The sequence below is a fragment of the Pseudomonas sp. JBR1 genome, from assembly GCF_028198185.1.
Classification (GTDB): domain Bacteria; phylum Pseudomonadota; class Gammaproteobacteria; order Pseudomonadales; family Pseudomonadaceae; genus Chryseomonas; species Chryseomonas oryzihabitans_E.
Map to the genome: position 1 here is coordinate 801,123 of NZ_CP116340.1, position 21,485 is coordinate 822,607.

Sequence of the window (21,485 nt, forward strand, 5' to 3'; positions counted from 1 at the left end):
TCAACCGGCGGCCTGGTCGAGCCCGGCCTGCTGGACGAAGAAGGAGGCGCCGCGCGGCTTCTGTGGCAGGCGCACGCTGTTGGCCACGCTGCGCACCAGACCGCTTTCCTGACCGGCCACCAGGACGCCGGCGTGTTCGCTGGGCAGCGGGTTCTCGCCGAAGGGCAGGGCGTCCTCGGCGGCATAGACGCTGATGAACAGGGTGCGCGGCAGTTCGGTTTGGTTGGGGCTGGAGGCATGCAGCAGGCGGGTGTGCATGAAGCACACCGAACCGGCCGGCCCGAAGCAGGCGGTCGGCTGGCCGCAGTGCTCGGCGACCACCCCGTCATCGACGGCGCCGCTGAAGCGACCGTCCTGCCAGTGCGACCACAGCGGACCCTGGTGGCTGCCGGGAATGACGGTCAGCGGGCCATTCTCCGGAGTGACCTCGCTCACCATCAGCAGCGCGGTGACCACGTCGTCGTTGCTGTGCGGGGTGAACAGAAAGTCCTGGTGCCATTTCACTTGGGTGGCGGTATGGGGCAGCTTCGAATTGATCTTGCTGTGGTGAAAACGGGTGCCGTTGCCGCCGATCAGCTGGGCGGCGACCTGCGCCATCCGCGAGGAAAGGGCGACCTGGCGATAGGTTGCGGAGATTTCTGTGGGCGAGCTGACCCGGCGCAGGGATGGGTGGTCGGGCCGATGGTCCAGCTCCACGTCGAAGCGAGCCCGACCATCCTGGGTCTCGCCCCAGGCCTCGGCATGGCTGCGGCTGTCTTCGACCCAGAGATCGAAGTCGGCCTGCAGGGCGGCGATCTCCTCGGCCGACAGCAGGTTCTCGACCACCAGGTAGCCGTCTCTGTGGAACTGGTCCAGTTGCGCTTGTTCGATCATGTCGTTTCTCCGAAAGCCAGGGGTGGGGGTCAAGCCAGGGACACGTCCTTGAGGAAGGCCTCGACGCGCGGGTGCTGGCCGTTACGCAGTACCTCGGGCGCGTCGTCGCAGACCACGCGGCCCTTTTCCATGAACACGATGCGATCCGAGACCTTGAAGGCGAAGTTCATCTCGTGGGTGACGATCACCATGGTGATGCCCTCCTGGGCCAGGGCCTCGATCACCTGCAACACCTCGTTGACCTTTTCCGGGTCCAGCGCCGAGGTGGGCTCGTCGAAGAGCATGATCTGCGGCCGCATCATCAGCGCCCGGGCGATGGCCACCCGCTGTTGCTGACCGCCAGAGAGCTGGTGCGGATACTTCCAGGCGTGGTCGAGCATCCCGACCTTGTGCAGCAGGGCGTAGGCCTGCTGCCGCAGGGCAGCTACGGTATCCAGGCGGTGATAGCGCGGTGCGAGCAGCAGGTTGTCCAGCACCGTTAGGTGGGGAAAGAGGTTGAAGCTTTGGAACACCATGCCGATGTCCAGGCGATGCTCGCTGTTCTCGATGAAGCGCGGTTTCTGGGCGCCGTCCTTGTGCAGGTGAAGAAAGGGCTGGCCGTTGATGCGGATCTCACCGTTATCCAGTTGCTCCAATCCATTGAGCAAGCGGATCAGCGTGGTCTTCCCCGAACCCGAGGGGCCGATCACCGAGACCACCTCGCCCGGGTGGATGCGCAGATTGACCGAGCCCAACACCTCGACGTCGTTATAGGCCTTGTGCAGGCGCGCGGCCTGCAGCGCCGGGGTGGTGGCGTCCCATTGCGGCTTGGCGCTGGCGGTCGAGGCCTGGGTGGCCAGGGCCAGCACCTGGGCGTCGGGGGTACGCACCACCTTGCGCTGGGTAACGTCGAGGAAGCGCTCCAGGCGTTTGAGCAGGAAGTCGAACAGGGTGACGATCAGCACGTAGTAGAAGGCCACCGCCACCATGGTTTCCATGACCAGGAAATTCTGCGAATAGAGGCGCTGGCCGACCATGAGGATCTCGGTGAGGGAGATCACCGACACCAGGGAGCTGAGCTTGACGATGGAGATGTATTCGTTGGCCAGCGAGGGCAGGGCCACCCGCAGTGCCTGGGGGATGACGATGCGCCACTGGGTGCCAAGAAAGCGCAGGCCCAGGGCTCGCGCCGCCTCACCCTGGCCCTTGGGAATCGACAGCAGGCCGCCGCGATGGATCTCGGCGACATAGGCCGTCTCGCTGATCACCAGGCCGATGAGCCCGGCCCAGAAGGGATCGGCCAACACCACCGAGGTGGCCGGCAGCGCCTGGGGCAGGTTGTAGATGAAGATCAGCAGCACCAGCAGCGGCACGCTGCGAAAGAACCAGATGTAGCCCCGCGCCGGCAGGCTGAGTGCGGGCAGCCGGGATTGCTTGGCCAGGGCGATGAAGAAGCCCAGCGCGATGCTGATGATCCAGGTGAGGGTGCTGAGTTTGATGACCGTCCAGGTTGCCAGCCAGAATTGAGTGTCGCCGATAAGGCTGAACATGTAGTTCCAGTCGAAAGTCATCGTCGAAAGACCCGTTGCCATTCATTGAAAGTGCGTGCCCGAAGAGGGGCGCGCTGTAGCGGTAATTACAGAATTGGCAGTGAGCGGACTTATCGTCAATTAACAAATTACGGGCCTTTGTATAGGACTTGCCTATACAGAAAAACCGCTTGTTGAAGCCTCTGATTCATATGCCCCGATACAGGGCAAGGCGCCGTCATTCAGGGCGCTAATGCGGGATTTTGGTGCAGTCTTGCGGAAGGGTCGGGAGTTAATAGCGGGCAGGATTCGCTGGCTATACAGGCATTTGGCCGTTGTTTGAGTAGAATGTCGGATGGCTGGCACAGCTTTCGCTTCAAGGGTAGAGGCTATGCAGAACCATTCTCTGCACTGTTTTTTCCTATAGGCGATATGTGACGCATTTTACGCTGAGACAACTTCGTTACTTCGTGGCAGTGGTCGAGGAAGACAGCATTGTCGAGGCGGCGCGGCAACTCCATATATCGCAGCCGTCGATATCCGTGGCCATCAAGAATCTCGAAGAAAGTTTCGAGCAGAAGTTATTCATTCGCCATCACGCTCAGGGTGTTTCCCTGACGGCCAGCGGGCGTCGGCTCTATGAGAAGGCCGAGCAGTTGTTGCGGCTTTCCCAGGAACTGGAGCAGAACGCCCGGGCAGAAAACGAGATGGTCTCGGGCACGGTGGCCATCGGTTGTTTCGAATCCGCAGCGCCGCTCTATCTGCCCAGGCTGGTCGCCGGCTTCAAGCGGCTCTATCCGGAAATCACCATCCAGCTGCAGGACGGCGAACAGCACGAGCTGATGCATGGGGTACATCGCGGCCGTTTCGACCTGGTGTTTCTGTATGACCTGGAGCTGGGCGACTCCATCACCAAGGAAAAGCTCAACGCGCCGCACAAGCCCTACGCCTTGCTGCCCATTGCCCATCCGCTGGCACACAAGAAGGCGGTGACGCTCAAGGAGCTGAGTCGTGAGCCCATGATCCTGCTGGACGTGGTACCCAGCCGCAATTACTTCATCGACATCTTCAAGGAGAAGGGCTACCACCCCACGGTGGCCTACAGTTCACCCTCCATCGAGATGGTGCGCTGTATGGTGGGGCAGGGCCTGGGCTTCTCGGTGCTGGTCACTCGGCCGACCACGGACCTTACCTACGACGGCAAGCGCCTGGCGCAGGTGAACATCCACGACGACATGCCGGCCTCGACCTTCATCATGGCCTACCTGCGCAACAACGAGCCTACCAAGGCGACCCGGCTGTTCATGGACTATTGCCGGTCCGTGGACCTCTCGCCGCTGGCGCCCGAGCCAGCAGCACGAGACTAACCCTCGCCGTTCGAGCCTTTTACCTGAGCCCGTGCGCGCGAAAGAGCGCCCGGGACTGGTCGATGCCAGTGCCTGTAAAGTAGAATCAATATCATCTAGGCATCATCAGGTAGCAGCCGGCATGAGTGATATGGCTCTCGAGTCCTCGCGCACCCTCCAGGCGTTCTATCGCGACCACAGCGGTTGGCTGCAGGCCTGGTTGCGTCGGCGGCTGGGCAGTGAGTGGGATGCCGCCGACCTCAGCCAGGAAGCCTTCCTGCGGCTGCTGCGCAATCCCCAGGTAGTGGCCGAGCTGCAAGAACCCCGTGCCTATCTGCTGACCATTGGCAAACGCCTGCTGATCAATTTCCAGCGTCGGCGCAGCCTGGAGCAGGCCTATCTCAATGCCCTGGCGGAATTGCCCGAGGCCTGCGCCCCGTCACCCGAGCAGCGCTGGGTGTTGCTGGAGACCCTGCAAGCCCTGGACGAACTGCTCGACGGCCTGCCATCCGCGGTGCGCCAGGCCTTTCTGCTCAGCCAGCTCGAAGGCCTGACCTATCGCGAGATCGCCGACCAACTGCAGGTCTCCGAGCGCACCATCAAGAGATACATGGCGCAGGCCTACGAGCACTGCCTGCTGGCCGAATTGTGCTGAGCGACTCCCAGGACCGCCGGCGGACGGCCATCCGCGAAGCGGCTGGTTGGTTGGCGCTGCTGGAGTCGGGTGAAGCCACTGCGCGGGAACAGCAACTCCTGCAGGAGTGGCGCGAAGCCGATGCCGAGCACGAGCGCGCCTGGCAGGCGGCGCTGACGCTGCAACAACGCTTCGCCACGGTGCCCTCGCGGCTGGCCATGGCCAGTCTGCGGCCAGCCGATCGCGGTCGCCGCACGGCCTTGCGTCAGCTGCTTGGCCTGGCGGTGGTGATCCCGACCGGGTGGTGGCTGGTGCGCGAGGTGCCGCTGGACGCCTGGACCGCCGCCGTCAGCACCGCTACCGGTGAACACCGCAGCCTGACCCTGGCCGACGGTAGCCTGCTGCAACTCAATACCGCGACCGCCGTCGACCTGGATGAGACACGCCGCTACCTGCGGCTGATCCGCGGCGAAGCCTCGTTGCAGGTGCCCGGCGCCCTCCCCATGACCCTGGATACCGGCTTCGGCGCGGTGACGCTGCGCCAGGCCGAGGTCTGCGTGCAGCGGCATGACGAGGGGTGCGACGTGCGCGTCGTCAGCGGCAGCGTGGATATCCAGCCGCTGGCGGGGCCTCGCCTGGAGCTGGGAGAGGGCCGGCAGCTGCGTCTGAGCGCCCTAGGCGTCGGTGCCATCGAGCCCTTCGCCGCAACCGTGCTGAGCTGGCGCCAGGGCGTGCTGATCGCCCAGGACCAGCCGCTCGGTGAGTTCCTGGAGGAATTCAGCCGTTATCGCCTCGGCCTGCTGCGCTGGGACCCGGCGGTAGCCGATCTGCGAGTGACCGGCAGTTTCCAGCTCGCCGATACCGACCGCGTCCTGGCGCTGCTGGCCGCCACCCTGCCGGTGGACGTGCAGTGGCGGACCCGCTTCTGGGTCACCCTGGTGCCGCGCTCGACCACCGCTTGAAAAAAGCCTGTCCCCTTTTCCGCGCTCGTCGGTCAGTACCGGCATAGGACAAACAACAGGAGGGGGATTCGATGGTGGCGTTGGTATGGCGTCCGTTGCTGCGCACGGGCTTGCTGGTAGCGTTGAGCGGTACCCCCTGGTGGGCCGGGTCGGTCTGGGCGCAAGAGGCTGCCCGGCGCCACTATGAGATGCCGGCGGGCAGCCTCGCCCAGGCGCTGACGCGCTTCGCGGCGGAGTCCGGCGTCAACCTGGCCGTGGATCCGAGGCTGGTGAGCAATCGCGCCAGCGCCGGCCTCGATGGCAACTACGGCGTGGAGGAGGGCTTCAGCCACCTGCTCGCCGGCTCGGGGCTGCGGCTGCAGCCGCTGGGCGAGCGGGACTTCACCCTGGCGCCGGCGCCGCCGGAGAGTGGCGTCCAAGAGCTGGCCAGCACTTCCATCGTCGCCACCAGCCTCCAAGCCGACGAAGCCCCCTACGCCGGCGGCCAGGTCTCACGCCAAGGCTCCCAGGGGTTGCTAGGCAAGCGCGATTTCATGGACACACCCTTCAGCCAGACGGCCTACACCGCCCAGACCGTACGGAATCAGCAGGCGCGCACCCTTACCGATCTGATCGCCAGCGATCCCTCGGTACGTTCCACCAATCCTTCCGGTGGGCGCTTCGAGCAATTCACCATCCGCGGTCTCAGCCTCTACAACAGCGATGTAGCTTACAACGGCCTCTATGGTGTGCTGCCGACCTATTCCATCGACCTGGAGATGGCCGAGCGGGTCGATATCCTCAAGGGACCGAGCCAGCTGCTCAATGGCATCTCCCCGCGCGGCAGTGTCGGCGGCGGCATCAACGTGATGCCCAAGCGCGCCACCGACCAGCCCATCACCGAATTCACCGGGAGCTATGCCTCCGATAGCCAGGTGGGTGGGGCCGTGGACATCGGCCGTCGCTTCGGCGAGGACAACCGCTTCGGGATGCGCTTCAACGGCGTCAAGCAGGCCGGCGACACCACCTGGGATCACCAGCACGTCGACCGCCAGATGGGTGTGCTCGGCCTGGATTACCGCATGGAACGCCTGCGTCTGGGGCTGGACCTGGGCCACACCGAGCGTGATACCGACGCTCCCCAGGAACGGGTGCTGGTAGGCGCCAATGCCCGGGTGCCCGATGCCGACGACGTGCGCCACAACTATGCCCAGCGCTGGACCCGCGCCCAGACCAAGGACACCTTCGGTGCCCTGCGTGGCGAATTCGACGTGGACGAGTCGCTGATGGTCTATGGTGCCGTGGGGGCGCGCCGCAGCGATCATGATTTCCTGCGCCACAACGTCTCCCTCACCAACGATGCCGGCGACTTCACCGTCCAGCCGCGCGACTTCACCCGCGACGAGAACGTACGTACGGCCAACATCGGTGCCCGCAAGTGGCTGCAGACCGGACCGGTCAGCCACGAGCTCAACGTCAGCGCCGACTACTTCTACATGGACTTCGAGAACGGCGGCGGGCGCTATGCCACGGGCACGAGCAACCTCTACAGCCCCCGCGACCTGCCGCCGCCAGGCGTGCAGACCCGCTCCGATGGTGAGGACTACACCGAGAACCGTTTCAGCGGTGTGGCCCTGGCCGATACCCTGGGCTTCTTCGATGATCGTTTGCTAGTCACCGTCGGCGCCCGCTGGCAGCGGGTGAAGGTGGACGACTGGTCCGATGGCGTGAGGCAGGACACCGCCTACGACGAGGAAAAGGTCTCGCCCTCGGCCGGCGTGCTGTTCAAAGCCACCGAGAAACTGTCGCTCTATGCCAACTACATGGAAGGCCTGAGTCAGGGCAAGATCGCTCCCTCGAGCTCGATCAACGAGGACGAGATCTTCCCGCCCTTCATCAGCCGCCAGGCGGAAGTGGGCGCCAAGTATGACTTCGGCGCCGTCGCCGTCACGGCCAGCGCCTTCCGCATCAAGCAGCCCGCCTACGAGACCAACGCCACCAGCCGGGTCTTCGGCCCCAATGGCAAGCGAATCAACGATGGGGCGGAGCTGAGCGTGTTCGGCGAGCCGCTGCAGGGCTTCCGCGTGCTTGGCGGCCTGATGTACATCGACAGCGAACTGAAGGGCACCGTGGGTGGCACCTTCGACGGCAATCGCGCCCCGGCCACGCCCAAGCTCAATGCCAACCTCGGCGCCGAACTGGATATCCCGGCGGTGCCCGGCCTGACCCTGACCGGTCGCGGGATCTACACCAGCTCCCAGTACCTGGACCAGGCCAACAGCAAGGAAATCGATGCCTGGCACCGCTTCGACGTGGGCGCACGTTATGCCTTCAAGGTCGACGCTACCCGCGTCACCCTGAGAGCCTCGGTGGAGAACGTGATGAACGAGCGCTACTGGGCCTCGGCGGGTGCCCCGGACGATGCCGAGCCGGGCCTGACGATTTCCACGCCACGCACGCTGGTGCTCTCGACCAGCCTGGCGTTCTGACGGCCTTGCCGTTGCGCATTCCTGGCGGCTCCGGTCTGACCCGTCGCCACCTGCTCAGGTGCGGGGGTGGGCTCGTCACCGGCGCCGCCTTGGGCCCAGCCATGGCGGCCACCCAACCGACTCGTGTGGCGACGCTGTTCCAGGGCGCCACCGACAGCACCGCGGCCCTGGGGCTCAGGCCCTGCGGGGTGGTCGATTCCTGGAGCGAGAAACCCGTCTATCGCTACCTGCGCCCGGCGCTGGCCGGGGTGCCTTCGCTGGGCCTCGAAACCCAGCCGAGCCTGGAGGACCTGGCGCTGCTGGCACCGGATCTGATCATCGCCTCGCGCTTTCGCCATGGCCGGATCGCGCCGCTGCTGCAGCAGCTCTGTCCGGTGGTGATGCTGGAGGAAGTCTTCGAGTTCAAGCAGACGCTGCTTGCCCTGGGCACGGCCGTGGGGCGCGAGCCGGCCGCCACGGCCTTGCTGCACGCCTGGCAGGCGCGCATCGCCAGCCTGCGCGGCGCGCTGCAGCGGCACTACGGGGCTCAGTGGCCGCCAACGGTGGCGGTGCTGGACGTGCGCGCCGATCACCTGCGCAGCTACCTGCCCGACAGCTTCGCCGGGCGGGTACTCAGCGAACTGGGCTTCGCCTGGCCGGCGGCCAGCCAGGGCAGCGCCGCGCCCTCGATCAAACTGACCTCCCGGGAAAGCCTGCCGGTGGTGGAGGCCGACGTCTTCTTCGTCTTCCTGCGTGCGGACCAGGCGTCGCAGCGCAACTATGCGAGCCTGATCGAGCACCCGCTCTGGCAGCGTCTGAGCGCGCCCCGGCGCGGGCAGGTCTGGCGGGTCGATGGCGTGGCCTGGAGCCTGGGCGGCGGTATCCTCGCGGCCAATCTACTGCTGGACGACATCGAGCACGTGCTGGCTTCCAAGGGGGCCGCATGACCGCGCCTTTGCGACTGCTGTTGCTGGCGCTGGCACTGGTGCTTACCGCCTGGCTGAGCCTCTCGGTCGGCGCCCGCTGGATCGCGCCCGGCAGCGTGGTGGCGGCCCTGGTGCAGGAGGCGTCGTTCGCGCTGGACGCCACCCTGGTCAACACCACGCGCCTGACGCGGCTGCTGATCGCCCTGGTAGTGGGCGCCAACCTGGCGGTGGCCGGGGCCCTGATGCAGGCCATGACGCGCAATCCCCTGGCCTCGCCGGGACTGTTCGGCATCAACGCCGGTGCCACCTTTGCGTTGGTGTTGGGGATCACCGTGCTGGGGCTGTCCAGCGCCGAAAGCTGGATGCTCAGCGCACTGCTGGGCGCGACGTTGGCGGGAACGCTGGTGTGGACGCTGGGCAACAGGGGCCAGGCACGCCTGACGCCGCTGCGCATCGTGCTGGCTGGCGCGGCCCTGGCGGCGCTGTTCACCGCCTTCAGCCAGGCACTGCTGGTGATCAACCAGGAGGGGTTGGACAGCGTCCTGTTCTGGCTGGCCGGCTCGGTGGGCGAGCGCAATCTCGCCGCCGCCACACCGTTGCTGGTGTTCGGCCTGCTGGCCCTGGTCGCTGCGTGGACACTTGCCGGCCAGCTCGATGTGCTGGTCGCCGGCGACGACCTGGCCCGTGGCCTGGGGCAGCCCATCGGCCTGATCCGGCTGCTGGCCGGGGTGCTGGTGATCTGCCTGGCCGGAAGCGCCGTGGCCCTGGCCGGCAATATCGGCTTCATCGGCCTGATGGTGCCGCACCTGGTACGCGGTCTGTTGGCGCGATCACGCCATGAGCATCGCTGGCTGATCCCGGGCTGTGCCCTGGGCGGGGCTCTGTTGCTGGTGCTGGCCGATAGTCTGGCGCGGGTGGTGATCCTGCCTCAGGAGGTGCCCGTAGGCATCATGACCGCCCTGTTCGGCGGGCCCTTCTTTATCCATCTCGCCCGCCAGGGAGGTCGCCATGGCCGCTGAACACGTCTGGCGGCTCGGCCATTTTTCCCGGCGCCTGGCCCCGGCCATCCTGGGACGGCTAGCCGCTGCACTGTCGGTGGCTCTGGTCGTGTTGCTGCTGTACCTGTGCCTGGGCAAGGTCTGGCTGGCGCCGACTCAGGTGTTCGCCGCGTTGAGCGACGCACACCACGGTGGCCTGGGCTTTATCGTCACCCAGCTACGCCTGCCGCGTGCGCTGCTGGCAGCCCTGGTCGGGAGCGCCCTGGCGCTGTCCGGCCTGCTGCTGCAGGGCCAGGTACGCAATCCCCTGGCCTCACCGGACCTGCTGGGCATCACCAGCGGCGCCAGTGCCGGGGCGGTGTGCTATCTGGCCCTGCTGGCGGGTAGCTTCGGGCCCACGGGCCTGCCACTGGCGGCCATGCTCGGCGCGGGCCTGGCGGCGCTGCTGGTCTACGGCCTGGCCTGGAATCATGGCGCCTCACCGCTACGCCTGGTGCTGGTGGGGGTAGGGGTGTCGACCATGCTCGCCGCGGCCACTACCTTCCTGCTGGTATTCAGTCCGCTGACCACCACGCTGTCCGCCTACGTCTGGCTGACCGGCAGTGTCTATGGCGCCAGCTGGCCAGAGGTCCGCGCCCTGGCGCTCTGGTGGCTGGCCCTGCTGCTGCCACTGGCTGCCCTGGCACGGCACGCCATGCTGGCGCAGCTCGACGACGACCTGGCCCGCGGCCTCGGCGTGCGCCTGCAGCGGCAACGCGCGGCCTTGCTGGCGCTGGCCGTGGCCCTGGCCGGGGTGGCCATCGCCTGGGGCGGTGCCATCGCCTTCGTCGGCCTCATCGCGCCCCACATCGCCCGCCGCCTGGTCCCGGGTGGCTTCGCCGGTCAGGCCTGCATGGCGACCCTGGTGGGCGCCGTGCTGGTCATGCTCGCCGACCTGCTGGGTCGTACCCTGTTCCTGCCTCTGGATCTGCCGGCCGGCATTTTCGTCGCCGCCCTGGGGGCACCCTTTTTCCTCTACCTGCTGATCCGGCAGCGTCCCTGAAGGAGTCCTCATGGCAACCCTGGCCAGCCGTGGCCTGACCCTCCGCTATGGCACCCAGACCATCATCGAGGATCTCGACCTCGAACTACCGCCGGGACGCGTCTCGGTCCTGATCGGCAGCAACGGGTCCGGCAAGAGCACCTTGCTCAAGGCCTGCGCCCGCCTGCTGGAACCGCGCCGGGGCCAGGTCCTGCTCGATGGCCAGGACATCCATCGGCAGTCCACCGCGGCGCTGGCCCGGCAACTGGCGGTCCTGCCGCAGATCCCGGTGGCTCCCGAGGGTATCAGCGTGCGGCAGCTGGTCAGCCTGGGCCGCTATCCGTACCAGAATTGGATGCGCCAATGGTCGGCGGAGGATGCCGCGGCGGTGGACAAGGCGCTGCGCCTCACCGACCTGCTGGACCTGGCGGAACGGCCGGTGGACGATCTCTCCGGCGGTCAGCGCCAGCGCGCCTGGATTGCCCTGACCCTGGCCCAGGACACTGACTGCCTGTTGCTGGACGAGCCCACCACCTACCTGGACCTGGCGCACCAGATCGAGGTGCTGGACCTGCTGCGCCAGCTGAACCGGGAGGAGGGCAAGACTATCGTCATGGTGCTGCACGACCTCAATCTCGCCTGCCGCTACGCCGATCACCTGGTCGCCGTCCACCAACGCCGTGCCTTCGCTCAGGGCGCACCTGCGGAGGTATTGACGGAAGCCCTGGTACGCGAGGTGTTCGCGCTGGAGTGTCGGATCATCGCCGATCCCTATTTCGGCACGCCGCTGTGCATACCCTTCGGCCGCGAGGTGCCGCCATGTGCCTGAGGCCGACCCTGGATAGCGCGGCGCGGGACGAGCTGCGTACCACCTTCGGCCTGCGCGAAGCCAGTGAGCGCGACGGGCTGCACAGCCAGCCGGTCGCCGCCTGGCTGGACGCCGCGCGCTGCGCCGAGCTGCTCGACGACCTGGCCGTGCGGATGGAAGCCCCCACGCGACGGGTCGCGGCATCGCTGCTGACCAAGCGGCTGGGCTTTCTCACCACGGGGGTGGCCTTCCATGCCCTGTCGGCCTTTGACCGGCGCCTGGACCTGACGCCTGGCAATGTCTGGATCGAGGACGGCCATGCCCAGGGCCGCTGGCGAGCGATGCTGCCGCTGATCGATACCCGGCCGCTGCCCGCCCTCGACGATCACGCCACCGCCCGGGCGTTGCTGGCCCGCACCCTGTTCGGCGATCTGCTGCGACCGCTTTGGGAAACCCTGGCGCGGGTCGGCCGCGTCTCGCCACGCATCCTCTGGGAAAATGCCGCGGTGCGGCTCTACGCGCTGTACGACCGCCGCCTCACCGAGCTGGCCGATCCCGCGATCCGCGCCCGTTGCGCCGAGGACTTCGCCTGGCTGCTGGCCGCCTCGCCGAGCGAGCTGGGGCTGGAGACCAATCCGCTGGCGCAGTTCCGCCGCCCCGCGACCGCCAATAGCGCGGGCCGCGCGGTTCGCTTTCGGCGTACCTGCTGCTTCTACTACCAGGCGACGACGCCGGCGGAATACTGCTCCAACTGCCCGCTGATCAGGCCCCGGGAGGCCTAGGCAGCGGGGCAGGCTACTCCGGCTTGGTCCCGATCTGCTCGCGCAACAGCTGCAGATAGCGCCGTGCCCCCAGGCCCTGGGGGCGGTTCTTGATCCAGATGACGTCGATCCAGCGACGGATCTGGCTGGCCATGTTGTCGAAGCCGACCGGTTCGAGCAGGCCGGCGGCAATCAGGGGGCGTACCAGCGGGTGGGGCAGATAGGCCCAGCCCAGACCGGCCTGGACCAGGTCGAGGGTGGCCAGGTAGCTGTCGGTCAGCCAGACCCGCTGCGATAGCACGATCTGCGGGTCCGAGGCGTTGCGGTCGCCGCCGGCCACCACGATCTGGCGGGTATCGGCCATGAGCGTCTCACCCAGTGGTCGGCCCGCGCGAGTCGAGGGATAGCCGGGCGCCGCGACCGCCGTGAGCAACTGGCTGCCCGCCTCGGCGAAGCCCTCGTGCTCGTCGATCCCCGGACGCTCGAAGATCAGCGCCATGTCGACGCTACCCTCGTGCAGCAGCCGGATCGCCTCGGCGCGCGCCGCCGAGCGGATCTCGATCTCCAGTGCCGGAAACTCCTCGGCCAGGGTGGCGAGTGGCCGGCTCCAGGCGCCCGTCTGCAGCTCGGGCGCCATCACCAGCACGAAGCGCCGCTCCAGGCCTGCGTGCAACTGCAGAGCGTGGGCATCGAGCAGATTCAGCTGACTGGCCACCTGCCGCGCCTGGGGTTCCAGGGCGCGGGCGGCAGCGGTGGGCAGGGCCTTGCGGGTGGCGCGGTCGAACAGCACCAGGTCCAGCTCGGCTTCCAGCTGGGAGATCGCCATGTTCACCGCTGACGGCACCCGTCCCAGGACGCGGGCAGCCGCGGAAAACGAGCCCTCGTCGATCACGGCGAGAAAGACCCTGAGCGTTTCGCTGGTAAAGGCCATGGTTGTCAATTTCGCTGATAACGATCGTCTTTTTGTATCAGCCAGACAGGCTTAGAGTCCAGTCAGACCACAACGGAGACAGCGACATGAGCGAGTCGATGGCGGGCCAGGTGGCCCTGATCAGCGGTGCCGGCAGTGAATCCGGCATCGGCATGGCGATCGCCCGGCGCCTGGGCGCGGCGGGGGCACATCTGATCGTCACCGCCAGTAGTGCCCGGATCGCCGAACGGGTGGAGGAATTGCGCGTTGCCGGTTTCACGGTGGAGGGGCAGGCACTCGACCTGACCGAAGAGGCGGCGGTCAGGGATTTCGGTCAGTGGGCCGAGGCCCGCTGGGGGCGGGTCGACATCCTGGTCAACAACGCCGGCATGACCATGCAGGGGAGCGCCGAGCCCTTGGTGGAGCTGGCGCAAATGACACTGGCCGAGTGGAACCTCAGCCTGGCACGCAACCTGACCACCGCCTTCCTACTGACCCGCGCCGTGCTGCCGGGCATGCAGAAACGCGGCTATGGCCGCATCGTCCACGTCAGCTCCGCCACCGGCACCCGGGCGGGCATTCCGCAGGCAGCGGCCTACAGCGCGGCCAAGGCGGCCATGGTCGGCATGAACATGAGTCTGGCGCTGGAGGTGGCCGGGCAGGGCATCACGGTCAACGCCGTCGCCCCTGGCTGGATCGAAACCGCCTCCAGCCTGCCGGAAGAATTGCAGGCGGCGACGCGGGTCCCCGTGGGTCGCGCCGGTCGTCCTGCCGAGGTCGCCGCGGCGGTGGCCTTTCTGGCCTCGCCCGAGGCGAGCTACATCACCGGGGAATACCTGGTGGTGGACGGCGGCAACAGCCGCATCGAAAACAAGGGGGCCTGACATGCAGCCGGTCGTACTCATCAGTGGGGTACTGGGTGGCATCGGTGGTGCGGTGCGCGAGCATTTCCTGCAGGCGGGCTGGCAGGTCTTCGGCACCGATCTCGATGACGCCGCGCTGGCCGCGCTACAGGCCGATGGCAGGCTGGCCGGCTACCACGCCGCCGATCTGCGCCGGACCGGCGCGGCCCGCGAGGTGGTGGCCGCCGCGGCGACGTTGGGGCGCCTGGATGCCCTGGTCAACTGTGCCGGTGTCTGGCGCGAGGGCCCGGCCGAGACCTTCAGCGAGGAAGACTTCGACCTGGTGCTGGACGTCAATCTCAAGGCCAGCTTCTTTCTCTGCGCCGCGGCCATTCCCGCCCTGCGCGAAACGCGCGGTGCCATCGTCAACCTCAGCAGCGATGCCGGCCGCCAGGGCAATCGCAACGCTGCCGTCTACTGCGCCAGCAAGGGCGCGGTGACCCTGATGACCAAGGCCCTGGCGCTGGACCTGGCGCCCAGCGGGGTGCGCTGCAACAGCATCTCGCCCGGGGACGTGGCGACGCCCATGCTGAGCTTCCAGGCCGAGCGTTATGGCGAAGGCGATCCGGCCGGCTACCTGCAGGACCTCCTGGCCAAGTATCCGCAAGGCGAGCAGGCGCGCTTCATCCAGCCCGAGGAAGTCGCCGAGCTGGCCTTCTTTCTCTGCCAACCCGCCGCCCGCTCCATCACCGGCGCCGACATGGCCATCGATTGCGGCGTCTCGGCCGGGCACTGAGCCCGGGCCGATCCGCCCTTCACCTCAAGAGGAGTCCGACATGACCACCAGTGGCATCAGCGAAGCGGCCGTCGAGGCCTTCGCCGCGCGCGAGCGCGAACGCTTTCTTGCGCGCAACCCCCAATCCCTCGCCCTGGCCGAGCGGGCCAGGCAGTCGCTGTTCGGCGGCGTACCCATGCACTGGATGAGCGACTGGTCGATGCCCAGCGCGTTGTTCGTCAGCCATGCCCAGGGTTCGCGTTTCCATGACGTCGACGGTCACGACTACGTCGACTTCTGCCTGGGCGATACCGGCAGCATGTTCGGCCACTCGCCCGAGCCCATCGCGCGCGCTCTGGCCGAGCAGGGGGCGCGTGGCCTAACGACCATGTTGCCGGGCGAGGATGCGGTCGTTGCCGGGGAACTGCTCGCCGAGCGCTTCGGCCTGCCGTTCTGGCAGGTGGCGACCACGGCCACCGACGCCAACCGCTATGTCATCCGCTGGGCGCGCGCCATCACCAATCGCAAGATGCTGCTGGTGTTCGACGGCTGCTACCACGGCACCGTCGACGACGTGATGGTGCGCCACCAGGATGGCCGTACCGTGCACCGTGGCGGCCTGATCGGTCAGGCGCACAACCTGGCCGAGACCAGCCGGGCCGTGCCCTTCAACGACCTCGTGGCGCTGGAGGCGGCGCTGGCGAAGGGCGACGTCGCCGCGCTGATCTGCGAGCCGGCCATGACCAACATCGGCATGGTGCTGCCCGAACCGGGCTTCATGGATCGGGTGCGGGCCCTGACCCGCCAGTACGGCACCCTGCTGATCCTCGACGAAACCCATACCCTGTCCACCGGCCCTGGCGGCTGCACCCGCGCCTGGAATCTGGAACCGGATTTCATCACCTTCGGCAAGCCCATCGCCGGTGGTGTGCCCTGTGCGGCCTATGGCTGCAGCCACGAGATGGCCCAGGCGATGCGCCTGGCGCAGCAGCATGCCAGCGAGACCAGCCACGGCCATGGGCACAGCGGCATGGGGACCACCTTGTCGGCCAATGCCCTGGCCATGCGCTGCCTGCGTGTCTGCCTCGAAGAGGTGATGACCCCGGCCGCCTATGCGCGGATGCTGCCGCTGGCGGCGCGACTCGCCGCCGGCCTGCGCGAGGTGATCGCCCGCCATGGTCTCGCCTGGTCGGTCACCGAACTGGGCGCGCGTTGCGAATTCCAGTTTTGCGCCACACCGCCCCGTACCGGTGCGGAAGCCGAGGCCGCCTTCCACGACAGTCTGCAACAGGCGCTGCATCTCTACCTGATCAACCGCGGCATCCTCATCACGCCGTTTCACAACATGACCCTGTGCTGCCCGGACCTGGCGCCCGCAGACGTCGATCTGCTGCTCGCTACCCTCGACCAGGGGCTTGCCGAACTGCTGGCGCTGCCAGGCGCTCGGGAGGTGCAGCCATGAAATTCGCCGACGCCCAGGAAGCTCGGGACTTTCTCGCTGCGCACCCCGAGGTGCGCAGCATCGAACTCATCCTGATCGACGCCAACGGCGTGCCGCGCGGCAAGCTGCTGCACCGTGACGAACTGCTGGCCATCTACGAGCAGGGTCGGCCGCTGCCCAGCTCCATCCTGGCGCTGACCCTGCAGGGGGAAGACGTCGAGGCCACCGGCCTGGTCTGGGAAGTGGCCGATGTCGACTGCTGGACCTATCCACTGCCCGCCAGCCTGACTCTGCAACCCTGGCGCAGCACCCCGACCGGCCAGGTGCAGGTGAGCATGCATCCGACTCAGGGCCTGCCGGCGACGCCCGCCGATCCGCGCCATGCGCTGGTGCAGGTGATCGAACGGCTGCAGGCCGACGGCTTCCAGCCGGTGATGGCGGTGGAGCTGGAGTTCTATCTGCTCGACCGCGCCCGCGACGCCCAGGGCCGACCGCAACCGGCCGTGCAGATGAATGGCGTGCGACCGGGTTCACCGCAGGTCTATGGGGTCTACGAACTGGAGCAATTGCAGCCTTTTCTCGACGATCTCTATGCCGCCTGCGAAGTGCAGGGGCTGCCGGTGCGTACGGCCATCTCGGAATACGCCCCCGGCCAGCTCGAACTGACTCTGCTGCACCGCGTCGATGCCCTCCAGGCCATCGACGAAGGCATTCGCTACAAGCGCCTGGTCAAGGGCGTGGCCAACCGCCACGGCCTGCAGGCCTGCTTCATGGCCAAGCCCTTCGGCGACCAGGCCGGCAGTGGCCTGCACCTGCACGTCAGCCTGGCCGATGCCGAGGGCAACAACCTCTATGCCAGCGAAGATCCACAGGGCACGCCGCTCCTGCGGCATTCCATCGGCGGCATGTTGCACCGGATGCTGGATGCGCTGGCGATCTTCTGCCCCAACGCGAATTCCTACCGGCGCTTCCAGGCCAACAGCTACGCGCCCCTGGCCAAGAGTTGGGGCGTGAACAACCGCAGCGTCTCCCTGCGCGTACCGGGTGGTCCGGCCAGCAGCCGCCATATCGAGCACCGCATCTGCGGCGCCGATGCCAATCCCTATCTGGCCGCCGCGGCCATCCTCGCCGCCATCCACGAAGGCATCCGTGACGAACGCGACCCCGGACCGGCCATCGTCGGCAACGGCTACGAGCAGGCCACCGACTTCCTGCCCACCGATTGGCTCACCGCGCTGCAGGCGCTGGAACGCTCTGCATGGATCAAGGAGGCGCTGGGGGACCGGTTCATCGAGGTGTATCTCGCCATCAAGCGTGCCGAGTACCGGCAGTTCATGGCCGAGGTAGGGGAGCAGGACTGGCGCTGGTATCTGACTCACGCCTGAGCGTTTTCTTCAAAGCGCCAGGCTGGCCTGCCAGCGCCGGTCCCGCTGTGAAGGCCGTCGGTGCAAGCGCTCGTCCAGCAGCGCGCCGGCCCTGGTGTGGTCGCCCCCACGTAGCAGGGCGACCAGCAGGGTGTCTTCGATGACTTCGCGCTGGGCGCCACTGCCACCGATGCGGGCGACATCCGCGCGCAACGGCTCCAGCAGCCGAGCGCAGCCCTCATAGTCCTCGTCGGCGAAGGCCAGCAGGGCGCGGCAGAGCAGGGGGCGACCGGACCGGCTGCCAGGTTGCCGGCGCGCAAACGGGTTTCGAGTCCGGCGACCCGCTCCTGCACCGCCTTGCGATCACCGGTTGCCGCGGCGATCAGGGCCATATGGATGTCGGCGAAAGCCAGGCCAGGCTGCTGGAACAGTCCGGTCGCGCTGGTGGCCGTGGCCTGCCAGAGGTCCGCTGGTACCTCGTGGCCATAGAGGCCGAGGCGCCAGAGAAAGGAGGCGTTGTCACTGACCCGATTGAGTGGGCCGGCGGTGGACGCCGCCGGTGCTACGAACCGCTGATAGAGATCCAGTGCGCCCTGGCTGTCGCCCCGTTCCAGCGCCACCAGGGCACCATGCCAGGCGATATGGCCATGCAGGGTACCGTGCCGGGGATACTCGGGCAGCCAGCCGGCGATCAGGGCTTCCGCGGCCTGGCTGTCACCGGATTCATGCAGAACATGGGTCAGGGCATGGGCCGCGTTGACGTTGTATCGGCGTAGCTCCAACGCCCGCTCGGTCATCTGCCGGCCCCGCACCACGTCGCCGTTCTCGCCAAGTGACCAGCCGCGGTAGGTCAGGAACCACCAGTCATCCGCGGCGAACTGGCGGGCATGGCGTTCACAGAGGTCGACCCGCGCCTGGTCATGATCGGCGCGTCCGGAAAATCCCAGCAGGCCGAAGGCTCCCAAGGGTAGACCCAGAATGAGGATGTCCCGCGGCCAGCGGTCGGCATGCGCCAGCGCGCCTTGCAGCGCCTGGGCGGATTCGCCGGCGATCAGCCGCTGCAGGACCTCCACATGGCTGCGCTCACGCGGTGTGCCGCGTCGCTCGACCAACCGTTGTGCCAGGGCGATGGCATCCCGTGCTGCACCCGCCTGGTTGTCGATCAACTGCAGGCGTGCCCGGGCGGCGTGGGCCAGGGCGAAGTCGGGGTCAGCGGCGATGGCCTCGTCCAAGGCTTCCGATGCCCCCGGCCAAAGCGACAGCAGCAGATCGACGCCATCCCGATAGCGGTCGGCGGCAAGGGCGGAAGAGGTGGACAGTGGCAGGTCGTAGCGGTCGGTATAAGGCGTGGGCATCGTGTGTGTCTGTCATCCGGGAAAGGGTGCCGCGGCTCGGGCGCCGGCGCGCTGTCAGGCGCCATGAATAGCAGCCAGGCCGGGTGCTGGATAGCGCCCGTCGCTCAAGGTGACATGAGTGAGTCTCATCGTCGGGAACGGATCTGTCTGCGTCAGGCGCGGAAGTCACTCAAGGCGCGCGCGCTGCGCCAGGGCACGATTAGTGTCACCCCATATTAAGACGAGCAAGCGCCCGCAAACGGCCGATTGTGTTTCACCCCTGGGCCAAAACGAAACTTCTGTCGAGTAGGGGCGAGGATACTGAAGACACTTCAGACCCAGGAGCCTTCACCCATGTCCTTCCGCCCGTTCAAAGCCATGACCTTCGACGTCGTCGGCACGCTCATCGATTTCGAAGCCGGCATTCTCAATCACGTACGGCAGGTCAGTGGAGAAGCCGGCAAGGCGCACGGCGATGACGACATTCTTCAGGCATACCGCTATGCCCGGGCCAAGAAGGATGCAGGCTGGTTCCCGGACGACCTGGAGCGCTGCTATCACCTCATGGCGGCGCAACTCGGGTTGCCGGACAGCGAGGAGCACGCCCGAGGGCTGGCGCAGTCGGTCAGGAACTGGCCGGCGTTCCCGGATTCGGTCGAAGCCCTCAAGCGCTTGCGCAAGCATTTCAAGCTGGTGGCCATGACTAATGCCCAGCGCTGGGCCCTGGACTTCATGGCCAAGACCCTGGAAAACCCCTTCGATCACGAATTCACCATCGATGACTCCCGCTACGAAAAGCCCGATCCGCAGTACTTCGCCTTCGTGCGGGGTGCGTTGTCGACCGACGGCATCCGCTTCGAGGACATCATCCACACCGCCCAGAGCCAATACCACGACATCGGTGTCGCCATGCGCCTGGGCTATCCGACCTGCTGGATCGAACGGCGCTTCGACAAGCAGGGTTCCGGCGGCACGCTCGAGTCCGAGCGCACCGAGCCGACCCATCATTTTCGTTCGCTGGCGGAACTGGCTGACGCCGTCGACGCCGAGCTGCTCAGCCAATCGGCCTGAGCACGGCCATAACCCTCGCTGGCGGACGCCCTGATGACTCCCGATTCCCTCTGGAACGCCACTGCGCTACCGGCGCCGACCTTGACCGCGCTCCAGGGCGACCACCGCTGCGATGTGGCCATCGTCGGTGGAGGGTTCACCGGGCTGGCGGCGGCCCATCGCCTGGTGCAGGCCGGCCAGGAGCCTGTGGTGCTGGAGGCGAACAGCCTGGGCTGGGGCGCCAGCGGCCGTAACGGTGGCGTGGTATCGCCCAAGTTCCGCTTCAGCTTCGCCGGGATGATGGCCCGGCACGGTCGCGAGGCCGCCCTGCAGATGTACCATCTCGGCTATGCCGCCATCGATGCGCTGGCGGAAAACATCGAACGGCTGGGGCTGCACGAGGCCGAGCTGAAGCTCTGCGGGCACATCGCCGCTGCCCATACCGAACGCGCGCTGGCCGGCCTGCGGAGCACCGCCGAGTGGATCAGTCGGGAGACCGGTGGTGCCTCTTCGGTCATCATCTCCCGCGAGCAGGTCCGTGAACTGACGGGATCGGACCTCTACCATGGTGGCCTGCTGACGCCCAAAGCCGGCGGCATCCATCCGCTCAACTACGCACGGGGGCTGGCGCGGACCCTGGTCGAGCGCCAGATCGGGCTCTTCGAGCACAGTCCGGTCGCGTCGGTACAGCGGGAACAGGGTGGTTTTCGCCTGCGTACCCCAACCGGTAGCCTGCTGGCTCGACAGGTGATCTATGCCACCAACGGCTACTCCAACCAGACGGCGGCGACCGCCACCTTGCATCGGCGGCTGATTCCCTTCCGCAGCGCGATCATCGCCACCGAACCGCTGGCGCCGGATGTCCTTGCCCGGATCCTGCCGGGCGGACAGGTCTGCGGCGATACCAAAAGGATGCTGCGCTGGTTCCGCCTGGTCGGGAACCGCCTGATCTTCGGCGGCCGTGGCGCCTTTGGCAGCACCGACTCCGAAGCTGCCTTTCGCGATCTGCAGCGCAGTCTGGGCACGGTGTTTCCGCTGCTTGCCGACGCGCGCATCGATTATCGCTGGTCCGGCCTGGTCGCCATGACCCTGGACTATCTGCCCCACGCCGGTCAGCTGGACGACGGCCAATTCTATGCCGTTGGCTACAACGGCGGGGGCGTGGCGCTCTCGACCTATCTGGGCCAGCAGGTCGCAGCCCTGAGCCTGGGGGAGACGCCGGAACTGGGCCTCATGGTCAGCGAGGGCTTCAACCCCATTCCGCTGCATGCCTTTCGCGCCCCCGGTGTCCGCCTGGCGGCCGGCTGGCAGCAGTTCCTCGACGCGGTCGGGCGCTGATCCTCGGCCACGCGGGTCGCCAAACACAATCTGTGCGTGGGCTCTTCGAGAACAGCAGGAAGCAATACCGGCGGCGCTGAAAAGAGCATTTCCACCAGTGGGTACTATGGTGAGATGGCTGCATCGCAGACTCACGGCCATCGCGCC

19 protein-coding genes are annotated in these 21,485 nt (G+C 67.1%); 15 read left to right on the forward strand and 4 right to left on the reverse strand.

Going from position 1 to position 21,485, the window contains the following annotated elements:
- Together PJ259_RS03845 and PJ259_RS03850 are read right to left on the reverse strand one after the other, a co-directional pair.
- Nucleotides 1-873: a phytanoyl-CoA dioxygenase family protein gene (locus PJ259_RS03845; protein WP_059314823.1), complete on the reverse strand. Its 873-nt coding sequence runs from the start codon at nucleotides 871-873 to the stop codon at nucleotides 1-3.
- Between the two features lie 29 nt (nucleotides 874-902).
- Nucleotides 903-2,423, reverse strand: coding sequence for an amino acid ABC transporter permease/ATP-binding protein (locus PJ259_RS03850; protein WP_271654782.1), 1,521 nt, complete (start codon nucleotides 2,421-2,423; stop codon nucleotides 903-905).
- A 392-nt stretch (nucleotides 2,424-2,815) separates the two neighbouring features.
- Here PJ259_RS03850 and PJ259_RS03855 point away from each other — a divergent pair, with 392 nt between their 5' ends.
- The 9 genes from PJ259_RS03855 to PJ259_RS03895 all read left to right on the forward strand — a co-directional run bounded on the left by PJ259_RS03855 (nucleotide 2,816) and on the right by PJ259_RS03895 (nucleotide 12,305).
- Nucleotides 2,816-3,748, forward strand: a complete 933-nt coding sequence (locus tag PJ259_RS03855) for a LysR family transcriptional regulator (protein ID WP_271654783.1) — start codon at nucleotides 2,816-2,818, stop codon at nucleotides 3,746-3,748.
- 121 nt (nucleotides 3,749-3,869) lie between these two features.
- A complete protein-coding gene (locus PJ259_RS03860) occupies nucleotides 3,870-4,382 on the forward strand; it encodes a sigma-70 family RNA polymerase sigma factor (RefSeq protein ID WP_059314826.1) in 513 nt (170 codons plus the stop codon).
- Entirely contained in the window at nucleotides 4,373-5,323 is a 951-nt protein-coding gene (locus tag PJ259_RS03865; RefSeq protein ID WP_442964885.1) for a FecR domain-containing protein, read from the forward strand. Before PJ259_RS03860 ends, PJ259_RS03865 begins: the two co-directional genes overlap by 10 nt.
- Before the next feature lie 71 nt (nucleotides 5,324-5,394).
- Nucleotides 5,395-7,791 carry a TonB-dependent receptor gene (locus tag PJ259_RS03870; protein WP_271654785.1) on the forward strand — a complete coding sequence of 799 codons (2,397 nt, stop codon included), beginning with the start codon at nucleotides 5,395-5,397 and terminating at the stop codon, nucleotides 7,789-7,791.
- A 101-nt stretch (nucleotides 7,792-7,892) separates the two neighbouring features.
- Nucleotides 7,893-8,717 carry an ABC transporter substrate-binding protein gene (locus PJ259_RS03875; RefSeq protein WP_271654786.1) on the forward strand — a complete coding sequence of 275 codons (825 nt, stop codon included), beginning with the start codon at nucleotides 7,893-7,895 and terminating at the stop codon, nucleotides 8,715-8,717.
- On the forward strand, nucleotides 8,714-9,715 hold the full coding sequence (locus PJ259_RS03880; protein ID WP_271654787.1) for a FecCD family ABC transporter permease: 1,002 nt from the start codon (nucleotides 8,714-8,716) through the stop codon (nucleotides 9,713-9,715). The genes PJ259_RS03875 and PJ259_RS03880 overlap by 4 nt, the downstream gene beginning before the upstream one ends.
- On the forward strand, nucleotides 9,705-10,736 hold the full coding sequence (locus tag PJ259_RS03885) for a FecCD family ABC transporter permease (protein ID WP_271654788.1): 1,032 nt from the start codon (nucleotides 9,705-9,707) through the stop codon (nucleotides 10,734-10,736). The genes PJ259_RS03880 and PJ259_RS03885 overlap by 11 nt, the downstream gene beginning before the upstream one ends.
- Before the next feature lie 10 nt (nucleotides 10,737-10,746).
- Nucleotides 10,747-11,544, forward strand: coding sequence for an ABC transporter ATP-binding protein (locus tag PJ259_RS03890; protein ID WP_271654789.1), 798 nt, complete (start codon nucleotides 10,747-10,749; stop codon nucleotides 11,542-11,544).
- Nucleotides 11,535-12,305 carry an IucA/IucC family C-terminal-domain containing protein gene (locus PJ259_RS03895; RefSeq protein WP_271654790.1) on the forward strand — a complete coding sequence of 257 codons (771 nt, stop codon included), beginning with the start codon at nucleotides 11,535-11,537 and terminating at the stop codon, nucleotides 12,303-12,305. The genes PJ259_RS03890 and PJ259_RS03895 overlap by 10 nt, the downstream gene beginning before the upstream one ends.
- 13 nt (nucleotides 12,306-12,318) lie before the next feature.
- Here the strand turns inward: PJ259_RS03895 and PJ259_RS03900 are convergent, their stop codons facing one another.
- Nucleotides 12,319-13,215: a LysR family transcriptional regulator gene (locus tag PJ259_RS03900; protein WP_059314834.1), complete on the reverse strand. Its 897-nt coding sequence runs from the start codon at nucleotides 13,213-13,215 to the stop codon at nucleotides 12,319-12,321.
- Nucleotides 13,216-13,301: 86 nt separating this feature from the next.
- On the opposite strand from PJ259_RS03900, the gene PJ259_RS03905 reads away from it, so the two are divergent.
- From PJ259_RS03905 to PJ259_RS03920, 4 genes are read left to right on the forward strand one after another with little or no spacing between them, the layout of a single operon-like run.
- Nucleotides 13,302-14,078 (forward strand): SDR family NAD(P)-dependent oxidoreductase, encoded by a 777-nt coding sequence (locus PJ259_RS03905; protein WP_271654791.1) that lies wholly within the window; start codon nucleotides 13,302-13,304, stop codon nucleotides 14,076-14,078.
- A 1-nt stretch (nucleotide 14,079) separates the two neighbouring features.
- Nucleotides 14,080-14,832 (forward strand): SDR family NAD(P)-dependent oxidoreductase, encoded by a 753-nt coding sequence (locus PJ259_RS03910; protein ID WP_271654792.1) that lies wholly within the window; start codon nucleotides 14,080-14,082, stop codon nucleotides 14,830-14,832.
- A 40-nt stretch (nucleotides 14,833-14,872) separates the two neighbouring features.
- Nucleotides 14,873-16,273, forward strand: a complete 1,401-nt coding sequence (locus PJ259_RS03915) for an aspartate aminotransferase family protein (RefSeq protein ID WP_271654793.1) — start codon at nucleotides 14,873-14,875, stop codon at nucleotides 16,271-16,273.
- On the forward strand, nucleotides 16,270-17,637 hold the full coding sequence (locus tag PJ259_RS03920; protein ID WP_271654794.1) for a glutamine synthetase family protein: 1,368 nt from the start codon (nucleotides 16,270-16,272) through the stop codon (nucleotides 17,635-17,637). The genes PJ259_RS03915 and PJ259_RS03920 overlap by 4 nt, the downstream gene beginning before the upstream one ends.
- On the opposite strand, the gene PJ259_RS03925 is transcribed toward PJ259_RS03920, so the two are convergent.
- Nucleotides 17,628-18,971 carry a tetratricopeptide repeat protein gene (locus PJ259_RS03925; RefSeq protein WP_271654795.1) on the reverse strand — a complete coding sequence of 448 codons (1,344 nt, stop codon included), beginning with the start codon at nucleotides 18,969-18,971 and terminating at the stop codon, nucleotides 17,628-17,630. The genes PJ259_RS03920 and PJ259_RS03925 overlap by 10 nt on opposite strands.
- 333 nt (nucleotides 18,972-19,304) lie before the next feature.
- Here PJ259_RS03925 and PJ259_RS03930 point away from each other — a divergent pair, with 333 nt between their 5' ends.
- Together PJ259_RS03930 and PJ259_RS03935 are read left to right on the forward strand one after the other, a co-directional pair.
- Complete coding sequence (locus PJ259_RS03930; protein WP_271654796.1) at nucleotides 19,305-20,021, forward strand: HAD-IA family hydrolase; 717 nt, start codon at nucleotides 19,305-19,307, stop codon at nucleotides 20,019-20,021.
- Between the two features lie 33 nt (nucleotides 20,022-20,054).
- The gene (locus PJ259_RS03935; RefSeq protein ID WP_271654797.1) at nucleotides 20,055-21,338 is read left to right on the forward strand and encodes an NAD(P)/FAD-dependent oxidoreductase; all 1,284 of its coding nucleotides are present in this window, start codon (nucleotides 20,055-20,057) and stop codon (nucleotides 21,336-21,338) included.
- Nucleotides 21,339-21,485: the final 147 nt, after the last annotated feature.

Bases quoted from the DNA above. Each gene is read 5' to 3' on its own strand.
- PJ259_RS03925 (WP_271654795.1), bottom strand. From the start codon at position 18,971: ATGCCCACGCCTTATACCGACCGCTACGACCTGCCACTGTCCACCTCT.
- PJ259_RS03900 (WP_059314834.1), bottom strand. From the start codon at position 13,215: ATGGCCTTTACCAGCGAAACGCTCAGGGTCTTTCTCGCCGTGATCGAC.
- PJ259_RS03930 (WP_271654796.1), top strand. From the start codon at position 19,305: ATGTCCTTCCGCCCGTTCAAAGCCATGACCTTCGACGTCGTCGGCACG.
- PJ259_RS03885 (WP_271654788.1), top strand. From the start codon at position 9,705: ATGGCCGCTGAACACGTCTGGCGGCTCGGCCATTTTTCCCGGCGCCTG.
- PJ259_RS03875 (WP_271654786.1), top strand. From the start codon at position 7,893: ATGGCGGCCACCCAACCGACTCGTGTGGCGACGCTGTTCCAGGGCGCC.
- PJ259_RS03905 (WP_271654791.1), top strand. From the start codon at position 13,302: ATGAGCGAGTCGATGGCGGGCCAGGTGGCCCTGATCAGCGGTGCCGGC.
- PJ259_RS03915 (WP_271654793.1), top strand. From the start codon at position 14,873: ATGACCACCAGTGGCATCAGCGAAGCGGCCGTCGAGGCCTTCGCCGCG.
- PJ259_RS03845 (WP_059314823.1), bottom strand. From the start codon at position 873: ATGATCGAACAAGCGCAACTGGACCAGTTCCACAGAGACGGCTACCTG.
- PJ259_RS03895 (WP_271654790.1), top strand. From the start codon at position 11,535: ATGTGCCTGAGGCCGACCCTGGATAGCGCGGCGCGGGACGAGCTGCGT.
- PJ259_RS03850 (WP_271654782.1), bottom strand. From the start codon at position 2,423: ATGACTTTCGACTGGAACTACATGTTCAGCCTTATCGGCGACACTCAA.
- PJ259_RS03870 (WP_271654785.1), top strand. From the start codon at position 5,395: ATGGTGGCGTTGGTATGGCGTCCGTTGCTGCGCACGGGCTTGCTGGTA.
- PJ259_RS03860 (WP_059314826.1), top strand. From the start codon at position 3,870: ATGAGTGATATGGCTCTCGAGTCCTCGCGCACCCTCCAGGCGTTCTAT.
- PJ259_RS03880 (WP_271654787.1), top strand. From the start codon at position 8,714: ATGACCGCGCCTTTGCGACTGCTGTTGCTGGCGCTGGCACTGGTGCTT.
- PJ259_RS03910 (WP_271654792.1), top strand. From the start codon at position 14,080: ATGCAGCCGGTCGTACTCATCAGTGGGGTACTGGGTGGCATCGGTGGT.
- PJ259_RS03935 (WP_271654797.1), top strand. From the start codon at position 20,055: ATGACTCCCGATTCCCTCTGGAACGCCACTGCGCTACCGGCGCCGACC.
- PJ259_RS03920 (WP_271654794.1), top strand. From the start codon at position 16,270: ATGAAATTCGCCGACGCCCAGGAAGCTCGGGACTTTCTCGCTGCGCAC.
- PJ259_RS03890 (WP_271654789.1), top strand. From the start codon at position 10,747: ATGGCAACCCTGGCCAGCCGTGGCCTGACCCTCCGCTATGGCACCCAG.